This is a genomic window from Klebsiella sp. Sb-30 (genome assembly GCF_057652795.1).
In genome coordinates, this window is record NZ_CM172749.1 from 2,623,676 (window position 1) to 2,642,043 (window position 18,368).

The following is an 18,368-nucleotide window of genomic DNA, read 5'->3' on the forward strand; positions in this document are numbered from 1 at the left end:
TGCCGCGACGGCTGATGTTTAACGACGGTGGGCCAGTCGGCGGACCAGGCTGTCGCCCGCCATCTGCACGCCCTGCACCAGGGCCACCAGAATCAGCACCGTGCCGACCATCACTTCATTATTAAAGCGCTGATAGCCATAGCGAATCGCCAAATCGCCCAGCCCGCCGCCGCCGATCACGCCGGCCATTGACGAGAAGCCAATCAACATCACGATAGTCAGCGTGACGCCAGCCAGCAGGGTTGGCAATGCTTCCGGCAGTAGCGATTTAAAAATTACATGCCAGACCGTGCCGCCCATCGACAAAATGGCTTCAATACGTCCGTAATCCACTTCATCGAGCGCGTTTTCCGTCAGCCGGGCGAAAAAAGGGAAGGCGCCAATCGTTACCGGCACCACCGCCGCCGTGCTCCCGAGCGTCGTACCGATAATCAGCCGGGTAAACGGGATCAGGGCGATCAGCAGCACGATAAACGGCAGCGAGCGACCGAAGTTAATCACTGCCCCCAGCAGCGCGTTGAGTTTCGGCATCGGCAGCAACCCGTTTTTACGCGAAATAAACAGCACCACGCCAACCGGAAGGCCGAGCAGAACGGTAAATACCGCCGCCAGCCCCACCATATACACCGTCTCCAGCGTCCCGTCCCACAGCAGCGGCCAAAGGTCATCCCAGCTCATGCGACTGTGCATAATGGCCTCCGCTGATAACCATGACGAGCAAGAAAATCGCGTTCCGACTGCGGATCGTGCAGCAATGATTGACGCAGCTTCGACCACGGCGCCACCAGCAGTTCGGCGATACTGCCGCTTTCGACGATTTCGCCATTTTCCAGCAGCGCGGCGTGGTCGCACAGGGTTTTGACCACCTCCAGTTCATGGGTGATCAGCACAATCGTCAGATTCAGACGCTGATTAATATCTGCGAGCAATGCCAGCACCGAGGCGGTGGTCTCGGGATCCAGGGCGCTGGTCGCCTCGTCGCACAGCAGGACGTCCGGCCTTGACGCCAGCGCTCTTGCAATACCCACGCGCTGTTTTTGCCCGCCCGATAGCTGGGAAGGGAACGCGTGGGCTTTATCGCTAAGCCCGACCAGCTCAAGCAGCTCCGCGACTCGCGTCTGACGCGCCGTTTTGGTCATGCCGGCAATTTCCAACGGCACAGCGATATTGTCGGCGACGTTACGTGCGTGCAGCAGGTTAAAATGTTGAAAGATCATCCCGGTACGCAGGCGATAAGCGCGCAGCGCGGCTTTATCCATCTGCGTAATATCCTGTCCGTTCACAATAATGCGGCCCGATGTGGGCCGCTCCAGCAGATTCAGACAGCGGATCAGCGTACTTTTTCCCGCGCCGCTGCGTCCGAGGATGCCGTAAATCGCGCCCTTCGGGACCTGCAGCGACACATTGTTCAGCGCCGGTCGGCCTGTTCCGGCGTAGGTTTTACTCAGCCCGATCGCTTCAATCATGATTTCGGGGTAACCGGGATAACCGAGCCGTTATAGCGTTGACGGATAAATTCAGCCACCTGCGGCGAAGTCAGGTCTTTCGCCAGCTGTTTGATGCGCGGATCGCTTGCCAGGGAGGGATTGGTGACCAGAATGTTGGCGTAAGGGTTATGGCTGGCGCTCTCAAGGCCAAGCGCGTCTTTTGCCGGCGTCAGCCCGGCTTCCAGCGCATAGTTACCGTTGATCACGGCCAGATCGACATCGTCCAGAGAGCGCGGGATCTGCGGCGATTCAATTTCGAGAATCTTCAGATGCTTCGGGTTTTCCACAATATCTTTGGGCGTCGCCAGCGTCGTGGCCGGGTCGGTGAAGGAGGAGGCCAGTTTGATCAGTCCCTGGCTTTGCAACAGGAACAGGGCACGGCTCAGGTTGGTGGTGTTATTGGGCACGGCGACGGTGGCATTTTCCGGCAGTGAAGCAAAGTCTTTGTGCTTGCGCGAATAGATACCCAAAGGCTCAATATGAACCGTGGCGGCGACGGCGAAGGTCTTGCCCAGCGCCTTTTCCTGATCCTTCAAATAGGGTACGTGCTGGAAATAGTTTGCATCCACGTCGCCGTTTGCCAGCAGTTCATTGGCATTTACGCCGCTGGTCAGTTCGACCACCTTCAAATCCAGGCTCGGATCGATTTTCTTGATGTAGTTAAGGATCTCCGCATGCGGAACCGGGTCAGCCGCTACGCGTAAGGCGGCGGCCTGCGCTGATGTCCAGGCGAAAGAGAGAGACAGAGCAACCCCTGCCAGTTTAAAAGCGGCAATTTTCATGGTGTTTTCCTTTATTGTTATCTTTAAACGATTGGTTGCCCGGCCGGTTCGCGAAACACATCCTGGTAGTAGCGTTCAGCCACATCCGGGTGTGAGCGCAGGCGGCCCTTCAGGTAATTCCAGCCCACTTCGCGCAGCAGCGGGTTTTGCGGATCGCTGTCCGGTCCGAGCGCTTCCTGCGCCAGTTCCGGCGGCAGGGTGAAGACCGGAACGGTGGCATCCAGCTGCGCACCGAGGAAAAATGCGATAGAGAGACGCTCCTGGTGTACCGGCGGAGACACCACCCGATGGACGGTGGCACGCAGGTAGCCATTGGTGGCCAGCTCCAGCAGTTCGCCAATATTGACGACAAAACTGCCGGCCAGCGGAGTCGCATCGATCCATTGCCCGGGGGCAACTTCTACCTGCAGACCCTTTTGCTCATCCTGAAGCAGGAAGCTGAGGAACCCGGAGTCTTTATGCGCGCCGACGCCCTGGTGGCTTTGCGTCTCATGCTGACCGGGATAGCGGATCAGTTTGATATGCTCGTTGGGTTTATTGCCATACAAGGTCTCAAAGGCGTCATCAGGTAGCGCCAGCGCTTCAGCAAAGGCGCGCAACAGGGTTGTGCCGACCTCGGTCATGGCGCGCTGCCAGCTGAGCAGCGTGGGTTTCAACGTCGGTAGCGCTTCCGGCCACAGGTTAGGCCCCTGCAGACGCTGCCAGCGCGGCGCATCGTCATCCAGACGCAGCGCCGGACGCTCGGCGCCAATATCAAACTGTTCTCGCCAGTCTGGCTGTCCGCGGGTCAGCTCGGATGCGGCGCGGTTATAGCCGCGAAAGTGTGGGGAATGAATCATCGCAACCGGCTGTTTTTGCTCATCAGGCAGGGCAAAAAAGCGGCGGGATTGCTGCTGGACAGCTTTTTGCAGGGCATCGTCGACGCCATGATTGATCAGATAAAAGAAGCCGATCTCGCGGGCCGCATGGCGAAGGTCGGCCAGAAAAGCCGTTTTTTCAGCAGGATCGGCGTAGCGAGCAAGATCGAGAATCGGCAAAGTCGTTGCGTTCATTGTGTGCTCCGAAGACGGCATTCAGGGAGTTGCGTTTATTCATATTCAGGGTTCGGGGACAACAACAGCGCATGGTGATTTCCTCATTCTGTGGGGTGAACACAGCTTGCCTCAACGGAAAATAATCAACCAATAACCTTCTTTTCTAATTTATGACCGGGCGGGGTTCTGTGCTTTTGCGAATAATGGATAAAGGCGTCGCGAACCTGCTTTCTGCCTTGCGCAGGGGCGGTGTAGCCAGTATGGTGTGCGACATTTATCAGGTATTCAGGATTCAACATCGCAATGCAGCCTTCTAAAGATCCTCTTCATGGCATCACCCTTGAGGCTTTACTGAACGCCCTGGTGGCGAAGTATGGCTGGGCCGAGCTGGCAAAACGGATCAATATCAACTGTTTTAAGAGCGACCCGAGCATCAAATCGAGCCTCAAATTTTTACGTCGAACCCCGTGGGCGCGTAAAGAGGTTGAAGACCTTTATATCGACTCTCTCGGCGATTCAACCTCCACCGCGACGCCGCTGTCGGCGGAAAGCCCGTGGGCGAACTGGCAGAATAAAAAAGAGTAGGGCGTAAGCGCGAAGCGTTACAGCACCGTCTCGCCACGGAGCGCCCCTGGCGCTTTGCCGGTGATGCGCTTAAAGGCCCGACTGAAGGCGGCTAACGAACTGTATCCCAGGCGGAAGGCGACCTTTTCCAGCGTCTGACCTTCATCCGAAATATACTGCACGGCCAGACGCATCCGCAGTTCCGTGAGGTAACGCGCGGGTGTGGTACCGGTGGCGGCGAGGAAACGTTCCGCAAAAACGGAACGTGAGGTCCCGGCTTCGCGCGCAAGCTCTTCGACTTTCCAGTTGACGCCAGGCTGCTGATGCATCGCGTAGATAGCTCTGGCAAGTTTGGGATCGCGCAGGACCTGTACCCAGCCGTTTGCGTTACCGCAACCGCACGCCACCCAGCCGCGAACAATCAGCGCCGCCACCACATCGGCAAGTCGCGCCAGAATACCGGCATAGCCCGCCTGTCGAGTGAGGCTTTCGCGTTCCATGGCCGCCAGCATCGGCTGGATTTCCGGGCGGCTGGTCAGAAGGCTGCTGACCAGCATCACTTCGGGCATCGCTTTAACCAGAGGCTGCATGCCGCCCAGCTCAAAGTCCATACAAGCGCTGAAGATAATGGCGCTGCCGCTTTCCGCGTCGTCGCACGCGTTTTTGACACAGCTTACCGAGTCACAAACCGGTTCGCTGGGAAGTCTGGAGACGTTGACTACCGATGCCTGGTCATCAGAGAGCAGCACGTGGCCATCGCCGTTGGGAATAAACAGCGCATCGCCGCTTTGCAACATTAAGCGCTGACCGCTGACCATGCGCAGCAGTACCGGTCCCCGGCTGATAAAGTGAAACTGCGCTTTACCGGGTACAAAGCCGAACTCGACGCCGAAAGGACGGGAGGTTTCGATGCGCCGATAGTTGACGCCGGAAAGGCGCATGCCGCGCAGTAGTTCGCTGGTGAGATCGAGGGCTTGCTGAGTCATAACATCATTCCCGGACGAATTATCAATAATCACAGAGTATTTATCATAGATCGTCCTGACGGAACCTCCTAACCTTAACGAAATGTTAATTGTTCTGGAGAGATGTTTATGAGTTCCTGCATTGCAACTGAAGAGAGGCTGGCCACCGCCAGGCCCGCATGGCGCGCCGTGTATGCACTGGCATTGGGCGTTTTCGGCCTGATTGTTGCAGAGTTTCTTCCCGCCAGCCTGTTAACACCGATGGCAGCCAGCCTTGGGGTCAGCGAAGGGATGGCGGGGCAGGCGGTGACCGCGACGGCTCTGGTGGCGCTGGCGACCGGATTGCTGATCACCCCCGCCACTAAAAATATCGACCGCCGCTGGGTACTGATGTTCTTTTCTGTCCTGCAGATCGTCTCCAGCCTGATGGTGGCTTTCGCCACTTCGCTGGAGTTTCTGCTGCTGGGACGTCTGCTGCTGGGGATAGCGATCGGCGGATTCTGGTCGATGTCGACCGCCACGGCGATGCGTCTGGTGCCTGCCGCGTTCGTGCCGAAAGCGCTGGCGGTGATCTTCTCCGCCGTGTCGATAGCGACCGTGGTAGCGGCGCCGCTGGGCAGCTATCTGGGCGGCCTGATCGGCTGGCGCAGCGTCTTTATTCTCTGTACCGTCCCGAGCGTTCTGGCGCTGCTGTGGCAACTGTGGGTACTGCCCTCAATGCGCCCGGAAAGCGTCGGCAGCTTTGCTACGCTGCTTAAGGTTCTGCGTCGTCCCGGCATGGTTGGCGGGATGCTGGCCACCATTTTAATCTTCAGCGGACATTTTGCCTTTTTCACCTATCTGCGGCCGTTCCTGGAGACCGTCGCCCAGGCCAGCGTCGAAGGGGTCTCTCTGATTCTGCTGGGATTTGGGGTGGCGAACTTTATCGGGACCTCTATTGCCGGGCATCTGCTGAGCCGTAGCCTGCGTTTGACGCTGGCGCTGGTTCCTCTGGCCATGAGCGTGCTGGCGCTGATGATGGTGACCTTCGGCCACATCGCGCTTCTCGACGGACTGCTGGTCGCCATGTGGGGCTTTGCTTTCGGTCTGGTGCCGGTAGGCTGGTCAACCTGGCTGGCGACGACGGTACCGGATGAAGCGGAAAGCGCGGGCGGGCTGCTGGTTGCCTCTATTCAGCTGGCGATTGGCGCCGGCGCGGCCGGCGGCGGGGCGGTGTTTGACCTCAATGGCGCCAGCGGCGTCTTTACCGGCAGCGGTTTACTCCTGCTGACCGCCATGATTATTGTTTTTGCCGGCGTACGGGTGAAATCCCCGGCCAGCGAAGAGTAGATCCGCGCCGCGTCAACGATGCGCCTGCGGGCGCATTTTTTTCGCCTGCTGTTGCGGCCAGGCCGCTTTGCGTTCCAGCAGGTGATACGTTCCCTCGTCGCTTTTCCCTTCGCCAAGCGTGACAAAGCCGCTGGCGGCATAAAACGCCAGCGCCTTGTGATTGCGCGTCAGGCACTTCAGCCGATAGCCGTGTTCTTGCCAGCCGGGTAATGCCTGCAGCAGCATTTTGCCCACTCCGCATCCCTGACGGGCGGGAGCGACATGCAAATGGTGAATAAAGTGGTCTGGCATCCAGACGGCAATGAAACCGGCCAGCTCTCCCTGAGGATCATGCGCCAGCCAGATCGTTTCCCCTTCAGTCTGCTTTTCCAGATCGGTTAAGCGAAAATCGGTGACGTTCAGCCACGTAAACGTATGACACCGCGATAAAAGAAACAGCCGCTGTAATGCTGGCCAGTCATGACGGGTTGCCTGACGAACTGAAATAGTCAATCTCACTCCTTTCTCTTTTCCCTGCCTGAACCCGGAACATCCCCGGCGGCGACACAATTATAGCGAATCTCCCTTTTTAGCTGCACATCAGGCGAACAAAAACCGCCCTTCAGCGGTGCAGCGCAACGCCAGGCTGAACATACGGCGGCCGATAACTTCAAGAAGACATTGATAAATAACAAATAAATAACGTGGCATGGTTAATGCTTAGCACTGTAAGTATTGGGATGCGCAGGGGACGGGGCGGGGTTTCAAGGACCCATAACCGTCATGGCCGTCATTGTTGATTTGTGGCTAACGGATTACTGGAGCTGATTATGACCGTTCTCAGAGAACCTTTGGTTGTCGCCAGATATGGCAAATGGACGCAACTCTCACTTGGCCTGATCTGTATGGCTGCAATATCCAGTCCGCAATATGTCTGGACGTTGCTGACCAGACCGTTGACCGAAAAGCTGGGCGTCGGGTTAGCGGAACTTCAGGTTACCTTTTCGCTGCTGATTATCCTGCAGACGTTTTTCTCGCCGTTTCAGGGACGGCTGGTTGAGCGCTTTGGCCCGCGGCTGCTTATCTCTATCGGCACGGTCATGGCCGGACTGAGCTGGGTTCTCTCGGCTCAGGTCAGCGGCCTGGCCGCGCTGTACCTCGTCTATGGCGGCCTCGGCGGGCTGGGGACCGGTATTGTCTATATCGGCGTCGTCGGTTTAATGGTGCGATGGTTTCCCCGCCATCGTGGATTTGCCGCTGGCGCCGTCGCGGCAGGGTATGGCATGGGGGCGATTATGACCACCTTTCCTGTCTCCGTTTCGTTGGGCCAGTACGGACTGGAACAGACCATGACGGTCTTTGGCATCCTCTTTGCCGCCGTGGGATTGCTGGCCAGTCAGGGGCTGAAGCTGCCGCCCGATAGCGGAGCGTTGCCCGCCAGTCGGAGCGTTGCGCAAAGTACCCGGCAATTCACTTCGCGTGAAATGCTGCGCCAACCGCTTTTCTGGCTGATGTTTGCCATGATGGCGATGATGTCGACCTCCGGACTGATGGTGACGTCGCAAATGGCCGTCTTTGCTGAGGATTTCGGTATCAGTAAGGCGGTGGTTTTCGGCATGGCCGCGCTGCCGCTGGCGCTGACTATCGACCGTTTTACCAATGGCCTGACGCGACCGCTGTTCGGATTTATCTCCGATCGCTATGGCCGCGAAAACACCATGTTTATCGCCTTTGCGCTGGAAGGGGTGGCGATGACCCTGTGGCTGGCCTGCCGGGACGATCCGATGCTGTTTGTGCTGTTGTCCGGGGTGGTGTTTTTCGGCTGGGGAGAGATCTTTTCACTGTTCCCCTCCACGTTGACCGACACGTTCGGCAGCGAATATGCGAGCTCTAACTACGGCTGGTTGTATATATCGCAAGGGATCGGATCGATTTTTGGCGGCCCGCTGGCGGCGCTGCTGTACCAGCATACTCAAGGGTGGGGAGTGGTCTTCAGCTGTGCGATAGGGCTTGATTTTATTACTGCCGCGCTGGCGATTGCGCTGCTGAAACCCTGGCGCGCACGGTTTATCCGTCAACACAGTGACGCTGCCGCGCTTCGCTAAAGGTTCTCAGGTCTCCACCCCGGCGCCAGCCTGTGGCCGCCGGGGCTATTCTTTATCTCATACTGACGAATTTACGCCTGTGCCAGCGACAGCTCGTGCGCGCTGGCCGCCTCCTGACGCTTACGTTCCAGCTCCAGCGCGCCGCGGTGTGACAGGTAGCAAAACAGGATGCAGCACACCACGCCGCCCATCAGCAGATAGAAACCGCCGTGCCAGCCCAGCTTATCTACCATCACGCCGAACAGACTGGTCCCCAGCGACGCGCCGAAGATGTAGCTCATAAAACCGCGCAGACCGACGGCAGAACCGACCGCAAAGCTCGGCACAATCTCCATGGTCTGTACCGAGGCCAGAAATTGCGGGACGTAAATCAGGCAACCGACGATGGCGGCAAACACCGTGACCATAAACAGCGAATCACTTTTCCAGTAGCCAATCAGGCAGAAGAAGATCAGTGTCATGCAGATCATCGCCAGCGGCATGCGGCGACCTTTAAACAACTTATCCGACAGCCAGCCGGCCAGCAGCGTCGACGGAATAGCCGCCCATTCGAAAAACAGAAAGGCGACGCTCATCTCTTCTTTCGAGAAGTGCTTCACCGACAGAAGATAGATAGGCAGCCAGCTGATCATCCCGAAGCGCACCATATAGACGAACACGTCGACCATCGACACGTACCAGGCGTTCTTGTTTTTCAGCACGTAGGTACAAAAGATCTGCCATGCGCTCATGTTTTCCGGCGCTTTTTCCACTTTGCCGGTATTGAGCAACACTTTCTCTTCCGGGAGCATTTCGTCGAGCGCCGGTAGCCCTTCGCTGCGCGGGGAGCCTTTCCCCAGAATCAACACCACAACGGCAAACAGCACCGCAACCGCGGCGGGAACGATATAGCTGGCGGTCTGCCAGTGTTCGGTACCGAGTAGCGCAAAAGCGGTTCCGACGATGGGGGCGACAATACCGCCGCCAACGTTATGCGAAATGTTCCAGAATGCGCCGACCCGGCCGCGTTCGCGGCGTGGAAACCAGTTGGCGATGGTGATAAACGAGGGGCCAACGCCCATGCCCTGAAACAGCCCGTTGATCACTACCAGCGCCACGAAAATCCAGAACGCGCTGCTGAAGCCCAGCCCGACGTTCACCGCCGCGCACATCACCAGTCCGCAGGCCATAAAGACTTTCGGGCTGGCCTTATCCGCCAGGCTGCTCATCACGCCTTTGCTGATACCGTAGGCGATCAACATGCAGCTGCTGAGCATGCCAATTTGAGTGGCGCTCAGGTCAAGCTGCTCTTTGAGGTAGGGGGTCGACAACGTGAAGTTGTTACGCACGATGTAGTAGGCGAGATAGCCGAGAAAGACGCTCAGTAGCGCCTGCATACGATAGCGTTTATAGGTGGGGACAATCTGTTGTGCAGGAATCGTGGCCGAGGCGACCTTGGGTTTTAATAATGAAAGCATAACCGTACCTGTATTTTATTGGCGGTGGTGAATATCGGGATAATTCAATTAAGCGGTTGTCAGTACGCTATCGATTGTGGTGAAAACAAAGCGACAATACAATCCAGACTATTTGAGTCAAAAGTGACTCAAATATAAATCCAGATGTTCTTTTTTTGACCCAAATATATTTTTCTGGCATCACTCATTTTGTGAAATACTCATGCGGGCCGGGGGCATATGGTGCAACGGCGCAAAGGGCCTGCATTCTTGTTAGTTTGACCTTGTTAACAGTATGATTTTAATAGCGGTGCTAGGCTGTTTATTATTCTGCGAGATTAAGCTGAGTGTGGATATTTTCCCGGCTTTAAGCAAAGCGCCGGGCAATGAACTTTTTTGTCACAAACCTCAGCGAGATATTATTTATTCAGGTTCTTGTTTTATGAAAACGATCACAAAACCATTTCAGCGGGAAGGATATTTCATGACGAAGTGGTCAAATAAACGACAGCGCGGATGGGGTATTGCGCTCTTTCTCAGTTTGCTGATGGTCTTTAGCGCTGAGGCCAAAAAGAATGAACTGGTGATTGCCACCACGTTCTCACCTGATGCGACCGCCTATATCATCAGCCGCTGGCAGACTCAGCCGCAATCGGTGATCATCCGTACCCTGAATCGCACCAGCGCCTCACTGGAACAACTGCTGGACGGCGCCGGAGGCGAGAATATCGATCTGGTGCTGACTTCCTCACCCATGCTGCTGCAGCACCTGCAGGAACATCAGCGGCTGGCTGCCTACCCGGACGCGCCGGCCCAGTCGCAGCAGCGGGTTCCGGCTTCGATCCGCGGTACCGCGGTTGCGGTGGCCATCTCCGGTTTTGGTTTACTCATTAACCAGCGTAATCTCAGCGAGCGCCATCTGCCGCTGCCCGGCAGCTGGGACGATCTGATGCAGGCGCGCTACCAGGGCACCTTATTAATGAGTAGCCCCTCGCGTTCGGATACTAACCATCTGATGGTGGAATCGCTGCTGCAACAGGAGGGCTGGAACCACGGTTGGGAAATTATTTTGAGCATGGCGGGAAACCTGATCACCATCTCCAGCCGCAGTTTTGGCGTGGCGGATAAAATCAAAAGCGGCTTAGGTTCGGTCGGCCCGGTGATTGATAACTACGCCAATCTGTTGCTCGACGATCCCAACCTGACGTTTCACTATTTTCCGCACTCGGCGGCATCACCTACCTACGTTGCGATGATTCGTCATAACCCGTACCCGGCGGATGCCCGGCGCTTTATTCAGTTTTTGCTGAGTCCGGAAGGCCAGCAGGCGCTCTCGGATACCAACACCGGAAAATACTCGATTATCCCCGATCCGGGAAATACGCCGCGCGCGCGGCGGCAGCGCCAGCTATTGAGCGAACCCTCGCTCAATTATCAGTTGATCCTGCAACGTCAGCGTCTGGTGCAAAAGTTGTTTGATACCGCGATCAGCTTTCGTCTGTCGCAGCTGAAGGATGCCTGGCGGGCGTTGCACAATGCTGAAGCCCGGCTTAAGACGCCGCTACCGGAGGTCCGTGCGTTGCTGACCGCCATGCCGGTCAGCGAGCAGCAGAGTCGCGATGAGGATTATCTCCGACAGCTGGATAATAAAGATCGGGCCGAACAGCTCATGATGGAGTGGCAGCTCTTTTTCCAGGAACAACAGCGGCAGGCGATCGTCAAGCTGGAGAACCTGAAATGAGGTTGCCCGGCTTTATCAGGAACCTGACTATCAGCGCCAGTCTGCGCGGCGCGTTCCTGACCGGCGCGCTGCTGACCCTCGTCGTCAGCGGCGTCAGCCTCTATTCCTGGCACGAACAGAGCTCGCAAATTCGCTATGCGCTCAACGACTATTTCCCGCGAATTCAGACCTCGTTCCTGATTGAAAATAGCCTGAATACGCTGGTCGATCAGCTTAATGAGTTTTTACTGGCGGCCAATACCACGTCGCGCCTGCAATTACGTAACCAGATCCTGCAACATCTGGATGACATCGACAGGTTAAGCCAGCGCCTTGATAGGCCGGAACGCCAGCAAATTGAGCTGACGCTTCGCGACAGCCGGCAGCTGCTCGCCAGGCTCGATCGCTCGCTCTACAACATGTTTATCGCACGGGAAAAGGTCAATGAAATCACCGCGCGTATTAACTGGCTGCATGATGACTTCACCTCGGAGATGAACTCCCTGGTGCAGGACTTCAGCTGGCAGCAGGGCGCCTTGTTGGATCAGATGGAGGAGAAGCAGGGCCATGCCGTTCACCGTCTGCAGGCCAATCTGCGGGCGGTACAGGGAGAACAGCAGCAGGTCTACACCCTGGCGCGCATTGAGAACCAGATTATTAGCGACCTGCGCGACAGACTCAGCGAGGTGCAGTCCAGCACGGAGGGCGACGGTAACGTGGAAGGGCATATTCGCTACCTGACCTACCTTAAAAACACCGCCGATGACAATATGCATCTGCTGGAAGGCTATCCCAGCACGATCACCCTGCGGCAAACCATCGATGAGCTGCTCGACACCGGCATCGCGGAAAACAAAATGCCGGCCGCGATTCGGGAATACATTGAAGCGCAAAAGGCGCTGGCGCAGGTGACGCAAGCCAAAGAGAGCACGCTGGCGCGTTTTCGCGCCCAGCTGGAGTCCCAGCTCAGCGACAGCCACGGTAAAATGCGCGCGTTCAATCAGCGCCTGGAACATACCATGTGGTTCAGCGGCAGTCTGATTCTGATTGCCACGCTGTTGGCGCTGGCGCTGGCATATTTGCTCAACCACTATTTTATCCGCTCGCGGCTGGTTAAACGCTTTAGCCAGCTGAATCAGGCGGTGGTGCGTATCGGACTGGGCGATGTTAACGCCGCTATTCCGGTGTATGGCGAAGATGAACTGGGGCGCATCGGGAAACTGCTGCGCCATACCCTGGGACAGCTTAATCAACAACGCCAGCTGCTGGAACAGGAGATCGCTGAGCGCAAGAGGATCGATATCCATCTGCGTACGACCCAGGATGAGCTGGTTCAGGCGGCCAAGCTGGCGGTTGTCGGGCAGACGATGACAACGCTGGCGCATGAAATCAATCAGCCGCTCAACGCCCTGTCGATGTATCTCTACAGCGCCCGTACCGCCATTAAGCATGAACAGATGGCCAGCGCCAGCCAGACCCTGGTCAGGGCGGAAGGGCTGATTGGCCGAATTGACGCCATTATCCGCAACCTGCGGCAGTTCTCTCGTCGTGCGGAGGCGGATACGCCCGCCCGCGCCGTCAGTCTGCGCCAGGCATTCGTTGCCGCCTGGGAGCTGCTGGCGTTGCGCCATAAACCGCTGTGCGGCGTACTGAACCTGCCGCCTGATGAACCACGGGTACTCGGTGACGAGGTGCGCATCCAGCAGGTGCTGGTAAATGTGCTCACCAATGCGCTGGATGCCGCCCAGACGGCGCCCTGCATTAGCGTGGCGTGGGAGCGCACGGCTGAAGGCTGGACGGTGATGATCGCGGATAATGGCGGCGGCTGGCCACTGGCGTTGGCGGGGTCGCTCCTCAAGCCATTTGTCACCAGCAAGCAGCTGGGGCTGGGTATCGGCCTGTCGATCAGCGAATCGTTAATGATACAGATGGAAGGGCATCTACGGCTGGCGTCGACGCTGGATCGTCATGCCTGTGTTGTTTTGCAATTTTTAGCTACGGAAATAAGTCATGCTGACCGATCACCACAACATATTGCTGATTGACGATGATAGCGATGTCCTCGATGCCTATACCCAGCTGCTCACCCAGGCCGGGCATCGGGTTTACGCCTGCGGCGATCCGCGAAGCGTACAGGATCTGGTCAGCGAGGCGTGGCCCGGCATTGTGCTCAGCGATGTGTGTATGCCGCACTGTTCCGGTATCGATTTACTGAAGATACTGCTTAAACACGATCCGCATTTGCCGGTGATATTAATTACCGGCCACGGCGATGTCCCGATGGCGGTTGAGGCGGTAAAGCAAGGCGCCTGGGATTTTCTGCAAAAACCGGTTAATCCCGGACAGCTGTTAGAGCTGGTCGATAAAGCGCTGGCCCAGCGTCAGTCGCAGGTGATGCGGCGACAGTGGCAAAAAGAGCAGCTCGAAGACAACCTGATTGGTCGCAGCGAGTGGGTGATTCAGATGCGACAAACGCTTCAGCAGCTGGCCGAAACGGATGTCGCGGTCTATTTTCATGGCGAACGGGGAACGGGGCGAACGCTGGCGGCATGCTACCTGCATCGCCTCAGCACGCGCGGCGATCGGCCGATAATTTTCGGCGATATCCTGCAAGGCCAGGAGACACCGCTGCAGGCGTGGTGTGAGCAGGCGCAGGGCGGCACATTGGTTCTGCGTAATATCGAATTTCTGAGCCAGGCGCAGCAGCTGGTACTGGCCCATCAGCAAGCGCAGGATGAACCGCCGTGTCGACTGGTTGCCACGGGGCTTCAGCCGCTGATTACCCTGGTGGGCAACAACCTGGTTGTTCCCGATCTCTATTACTGTTTTGCCATGACCCAGCAGTTTTGCCCGCCGCTGGCACAGCGTCTCGACGATATCGAGCCCCTGTTTCTGCACTACCTACAGCAGGCCTGCTTACGGCTGAATCATCCGGTACCTGAACTGCCGACGGCGCTGGCTAAAAAGCTGGTCAATCGCCACTGGCCGAACAATGTGCGCGAACTGGCAAATGCCGCCAGGCTGTTTGCCGTCGGGGTGATGCCGCTGGCCGAGATCCCCAATCCGCTGCTGCATCAGGTTGAACCGATGCAACTAGACCAGCGGGTTGAGGATTATGAACGGCAGATCATTATTGAGGCCCTGAACATCCATCAGGGCCGGATCAACGATGTCTCAGAGTATTTGCAGATCCCGCGTAAAAAGCTCTACCTGCGAATGAAGAAATTTGGCTTAGACAAGCACCACTATCGCTAAGCCGGCGGGGCGGTGTTTGAGCTCAATGGCGCTTTACCGCTAGCGGGTTACTGCTGCTCGAGCGCCATGATTAGGGTCTTTGCCGGTGTCAGGGTGACACCAACGGTCAGGGAAGAATCAATCTGCAAAGCGTTAGCGGTGCGCCTGTGGGCGCATTTTTTTGTTCCCCGCACTCAAGCTGACGGTGGCCGGCACGTGTCATTTTTTTCATCTGAAAATTTGGTTTTCTGTCGTTTCGTTTAAATAAAGAATTTTATCCTTAAAAATAAAATTACACAGTTTTAATGATCGAATAAACACATATTTTAAGATATCCATCCGCATCTGTGCAAATGTTTATTGTCCGCTCCATACATTATTTTCATAATAATCATCGCGTTGTTTTTCGCTCATTAAAGCAACCTCGACATATAATTTTGAAGATTGCATGGAATATTTGATGGATAAAATTCGGACAGAATATAAGCTAGTAAAACATCAAATTTGCAGCCCGCCAGATATTCTGGCGCAATCATCATTGCAACCAGCAATGCACGTTTTCGTTTCTCTTTTACACTGCCAGTTTGATGTTAAATCATCGTCTTTTAATAGGTAATCAACCACAAGGCAATCACTTGCTTTGCTCTTCGCAATGGTACAGTGATTGCATCTGTTTAATATTGTTCGGAGATAAACCATGAGTTCGGAAGATATTAAAGACAGAACACAGACCTGGTTTAACTACATTACCAGCCCGGTAAATCATGATCCTATATTCTTGTTTAACTCACAAGATATACTTGTTATGAACCCTGCGATAGCCGCTGCGACGCAGGATTATATTGATGGTAATATTCACGCAAGTAAACTTGTTAATGCAACATCGTCAGCCCCGCAAACAATGTTTGATGGCCTGCAAACCATTGTAAACCTCTGTCGCGTGCAATCAGGTTATAACGCGCTGGATCCTGATGGTACCGGGAATAAAGTCTATTTCACCAGGTTTACTCAGAACGTGGCCAACGTTCCGTGTCTGAGTTTACTAAGCGCAGAGACAAAAAATATTAAACAACAAAGTCATAACGCAGATGAGCTCATCAACTCATTTGTCGATGCTTTTGATGGTCTTACACAAAGCGACCAGTCTAAGATTAAATCCTCCGTAACCTCGTTAGCAAAAGCAGCGCTAAGCTATGCAAACCAGGATCAGAAATCATCAAACTTTACGCAAAACATTTTGCAAACTGGCGACGACCAGGTGATTTTCACGCTATATGCCAGCACATTTGAGATTTCGTCGACCCAAAGCAAAGGCGTGATCTCCTTTAAGTCTGAATACTCATTGCAACAGGCGTTATATAGTCTCTCCCGTGCGAGCTGGGAACGGGTTAAAGATCTGTTTGCGGAACAAGAAAAAACCACCATGGAACAGTGGTTGAATGATATGAAAACGCCGGCTAAAAGTGGTAGCACAGTAAAAGCCCTGTGTCTGGAATGACGTTTTTTTAAATAAAGCGCTGCAATAAATTGCAGCGCTTTCGTTTAATATTGGCGTGGTCAAGCGTAATGCTATGAGGTGTTAAGATGCGTATTTACTATAGATATTTATGCTTGTGGTTTGTGTTCTTATTATTTTCTTGTACTACCAGTTATCAACCCTCGACTCAATTTCCTGTAACAACAGATAATTGTGAAGTTGGATGCCCAAGCGGTGGCAGTGATCAGACATTAGTTCGCGATAGTTATACCCTGAATAATAATAGCAATACTAAGTTTGCTAATTGGGTGGCATATAAAATGACAAAATCCAGTCAGGCGAGCGGCCGTCCGAGAGACTGGAAGCGGGATCCCGCATTACCACCTGCTGATACATTATCCCCGGATGCTTATCAAAATGCTAATACGCTCCTTGGGGTAGACCGCGGACACCAGGCACCGTTGGCTGGGTTAGGAGGCGCGTCAGACTGGCCATCACTCAATTATCTGTCGAATATTACTCCACAAAAGGCGGACCTCAATCAGGGAGCCTGGGTTAGGTTAGAAGATAAAGAACGAGAACTGGCCAACAGAAGTGATGTTACGGCTGTTTATTCAGTCACCGGACCACTTTTCGAACGACATATCGCCACTTTACCGGCGGACCCTTCGGTTGAAATTCCAAGTGCCTACTGGAAGATCATTTTTATTGGCGTCAGTCCTGATAAAGGACAATACGCAGCGTTTCTGATGGATCAGTCAACCCCTAAAACAGCTAATTTTTGCGATTACCAGGTCACCGTAGACTTGATTGAGAGTAAAACAAACCCAAAACTCTCGATTTGGTCCTCGCTGCCTGCGAAGGTCTCGGCTCATATCAAAGCAACGAAAGGGACTTTAGCCAGCGAGATGGGTTGCCTGTAAAACGATAATCTGGCTTGTTAAACTCAGACCGCAGAATGGCCGTGATGGGGATACAGTGGGGTAAGTGTTCATACAACGCCAGCGCCATGAATGTGTGTCGTCCGGGCGGGGCTATCGTTGTTGATTAAGCCAGCGGCGCTCTTCCGGCGTGGATCTTCTGCCGAGCGCCTGATTGCGATACGGGTAGCGGCCAAACTGGTCAATCACCCGCTTGTGCTCTGTTTCTGCTCTGAGTGAGCGTGTGCTCGCGTAGCGTTGATAGAGCCTGAGCGCAGCAGCATGAATTATCGGCGATTCCGAATGCATAAATGGCAGCAGGGCAAAATCGCGTCTTTCAACAGGAAGTTGGTCAAAGTCAGGTTGTTTGACCAATTCCTGTGCCAGGGCCAGGGCCATACCGTCGGCAGCGAATGAAAGCGGGCTGTTGCGAAACAGATTGCGCGAAAACTGATCGAGCACGATGATTTCCGCCAGCCGACCGGAGCTGCTCTCCCGCCACTCGGCCAGCTCACCGCGCAAGGCTGCCTGATGAACATCAGAAAAACGGTGACGAATCTGCTCATCAAAACCCGCGTCCGATCGAAACCAGCGTTCAGGCGGAATTTGATGAAACCAGAATTGCAGAATTTCCCGGGCATCACTCATCGTATTAAGCGACATTTTCGCTCCTGTTATCAAGCCTCGACGATTGCCAGTGGTTTACTCCGCATCCATCACCGGCAAACCTGCCAGCGCGTTCCGGCGATCCTGTTCGCCGATCGGCCTGAGCACCCGGCAGGGAACGCCGGCGGCCACCACGTTGGCGGGAATATCTTTTGTTACCACGCTTCCGGCGCCTATCACGCTGTTACGGCCAATGGTCACGCCAGGGTTAATGATAGCGCCGCTGCCGATCCAGACATTGTCTTCCAGGGTGACGGTCTGTGAAAACTGCTGACCGGTAATGCGAACCGCGGGGTCAATCGGGTGTCCGGTCGTCGAGATGGTGACGTTAGGGGCAATCATGACATTATTGCCGATAATCACTTTGCCATCATCGACAACCACCAGATTAAAATTTGCGTAGAAGTTATCGCCGATACTAATTTGACTGCCGTAGGCCACGTGCAGCGGCGGTTCAATCCAGACGTTATTCCCGACGCGGCCCATCATCTGGCGGATCAACGCCACGCGTTTCTCGGGTTCTGCGGGGGACGTATGATTAAATTCATACGCCAGCATCTTACCCCGAAGCCGCTCTTCCGGCATCCCCTCATCCATATCGGTGTACAGGTAGCCACTGGCGAGGCGTTCCCTTTGCGTCATCATCTTGAGATCCTTTGCATTGTTGAAG

General features: G+C 55.2%; 17 protein-coding genes. 8 read left to right on the forward strand and 9 right to left on the reverse strand.

Annotated elements, in window-relative coordinates; genetic code table 11:
• Window positions 1-18: 18 nt before the first annotated feature.
• Genes AC236I_RS12355 through AC236I_RS12370 form a run of 4 tightly spaced genes read right to left on the reverse strand, consistent with a single transcriptional unit; the run spans window position 19 to window position 3,321 of the window.
• The gene (locus AC236I_RS12355; protein WP_160873165.1) at window positions 19-678 is read right to left on the reverse strand and encodes a methionine ABC transporter permease; all 660 of its coding nucleotides are present in this window, start codon (window positions 676-678) and stop codon (window positions 19-21) included.
• Window positions 675-1,466: a methionine ABC transporter ATP-binding protein gene (locus AC236I_RS12360; protein WP_004862124.1), complete on the reverse strand. Its 792-nt coding sequence runs from the start codon at window positions 1,464-1,466 to the stop codon at window positions 675-677. The genes AC236I_RS12355 and AC236I_RS12360 overlap by 4 nt, the downstream gene beginning before the upstream one ends.
• Window positions 1,463-2,269: a MetQ/NlpA family ABC transporter substrate-binding protein gene (locus tag AC236I_RS12365; RefSeq protein ID WP_004862122.1), complete on the reverse strand. Its 807-nt coding sequence runs from the start codon at window positions 2,267-2,269 to the stop codon at window positions 1,463-1,465. Before AC236I_RS12365 ends, AC236I_RS12360 begins: the two co-directional genes overlap by 4 nt.
• 23 nt (window positions 2,270-2,292) lie before the next feature.
• Entirely contained in the window at window positions 2,293-3,321 is a 1,029-nt protein-coding gene (locus AC236I_RS12370) for an isopenicillin N synthase family dioxygenase (RefSeq protein ID WP_004862120.1), read from the reverse strand.
• Between the two features lie 285 nt (window positions 3,322-3,606).
• On the opposite strand from AC236I_RS12370, the gene AC236I_RS12375 reads away from it, so the two are divergent.
• Complete coding sequence (locus AC236I_RS12375; RefSeq protein ID WP_004862116.1) at window positions 3,607-3,888, forward strand: VF530 family protein; 282 nt, start codon at window positions 3,607-3,609, stop codon at window positions 3,886-3,888.
• A 17-nt stretch (window positions 3,889-3,905) separates the two neighbouring features.
• Here AC236I_RS12375 and AC236I_RS12380 read toward each other — a convergent pair whose 3' ends face one another.
• Entirely contained in the window at window positions 3,906-4,853 is a 948-nt protein-coding gene (locus AC236I_RS12380; protein WP_004862114.1) for an AraC family transcriptional regulator, read from the reverse strand.
• Window positions 4,854-4,961: 108 nt separating this feature from the next.
• On the opposite strand from AC236I_RS12380, the gene AC236I_RS12385 reads away from it, so the two are divergent.
• A complete protein-coding gene (locus AC236I_RS12385; RefSeq protein WP_054828904.1) occupies window positions 4,962-6,161 on the forward strand; it encodes an MFS transporter in 1,200 nt (399 codons plus the stop codon).
• A gap of 12 nt (window positions 6,162-6,173) precedes the next feature.
• Here AC236I_RS12385 and AC236I_RS12390 read toward each other — a convergent pair whose 3' ends face one another.
• Window positions 6,174-6,653, reverse strand: a complete 480-nt coding sequence (locus AC236I_RS12390; RefSeq protein ID WP_004862110.1) for a GNAT family N-acetyltransferase — start codon at window positions 6,651-6,653, stop codon at window positions 6,174-6,176.
• A gap of 317 nt (window positions 6,654-6,970) precedes the next feature.
• Between AC236I_RS12390 and oxlT the strand changes: the two genes are divergently transcribed.
• Window positions 6,971-8,245, forward strand: a complete 1,275-nt coding sequence (gene oxlT, locus AC236I_RS12395) for an oxalate/formate MFS antiporter (RefSeq protein ID WP_004862108.1) — start codon at window positions 6,971-6,973, stop codon at window positions 8,243-8,245.
• A 71-nt stretch (window positions 8,246-8,316) separates the two neighbouring features.
• Here oxlT and pgtP read toward each other — a convergent pair whose 3' ends face one another.
• On the reverse strand, window positions 8,317-9,702 hold the full coding sequence (gene pgtP / locus AC236I_RS12400; RefSeq protein WP_004862107.1) for a phosphoglycerate transporter PgtP: 1,386 nt from the start codon (window positions 9,700-9,702) through the stop codon (window positions 8,317-8,319).
• Between the two features lie 463 nt (window positions 9,703-10,165).
• Here pgtP and AC236I_RS12405 point away from each other — a divergent pair, with 463 nt between their 5' ends.
• The 5 genes from AC236I_RS12405 to AC236I_RS12425 all read left to right on the forward strand — a co-directional run bounded on the left by AC236I_RS12405 (window position 10,166) and on the right by AC236I_RS12425 (window position 17,035).
• A complete protein-coding gene (locus AC236I_RS12405; protein ID WP_369974008.1) occupies window positions 10,166-11,422 on the forward strand; it encodes an ABC transporter substrate-binding protein in 1,257 nt (418 codons plus the stop codon).
• Complete coding sequence (gene pgtB / locus AC236I_RS12410) at window positions 11,419-13,446, forward strand: two-component system sensor histidine kinase PgtB (protein WP_004862103.1); 2,028 nt, start codon at window positions 11,419-11,421, stop codon at window positions 13,444-13,446. Before AC236I_RS12405 ends, pgtB begins: the two co-directional genes overlap by 4 nt.
• A complete protein-coding gene (gene pgtA, locus AC236I_RS12415) occupies window positions 13,412-14,656 on the forward strand; it encodes a two-component system response regulator PgtA (protein ID WP_004862101.1) in 1,245 nt (414 codons plus the stop codon). The genes pgtB and pgtA overlap by 35 nt, the downstream gene beginning before the upstream one ends.
• A gap of 676 nt (window positions 14,657-15,332) precedes the next feature.
• A complete protein-coding gene (locus AC236I_RS12420) occupies window positions 15,333-16,133 on the forward strand; it encodes a hypothetical protein (protein ID WP_099843532.1) in 801 nt (266 codons plus the stop codon).
• An 86-nt stretch (window positions 16,134-16,219) separates the two neighbouring features.
• Window positions 16,220-17,035, forward strand: coding sequence for a DNA/RNA non-specific endonuclease (locus tag AC236I_RS12425; protein ID WP_004862097.1), 816 nt, complete (start codon window positions 16,220-16,222; stop codon window positions 17,033-17,035).
• A 111-nt stretch (window positions 17,036-17,146) separates the two neighbouring features.
• Here the strand turns inward: AC236I_RS12425 and AC236I_RS12430 are convergent, their stop codons facing one another.
• Window positions 17,147-17,695 carry a DUF924 family protein gene (locus tag AC236I_RS12430; RefSeq protein ID WP_004862095.1) on the reverse strand — a complete coding sequence of 183 codons (549 nt, stop codon included), beginning with the start codon at window positions 17,693-17,695 and terminating at the stop codon, window positions 17,147-17,149.
• Between the two features lie 39 nt (window positions 17,696-17,734).
• Window positions 17,735-18,343, reverse strand: a complete 609-nt coding sequence (locus AC236I_RS12435) for a maltose acetyltransferase domain-containing protein (RefSeq protein ID WP_004862093.1) — start codon at window positions 18,341-18,343, stop codon at window positions 17,735-17,737.
• Between the last annotated feature and the right edge of the window lie 25 nt (window positions 18,344-18,368).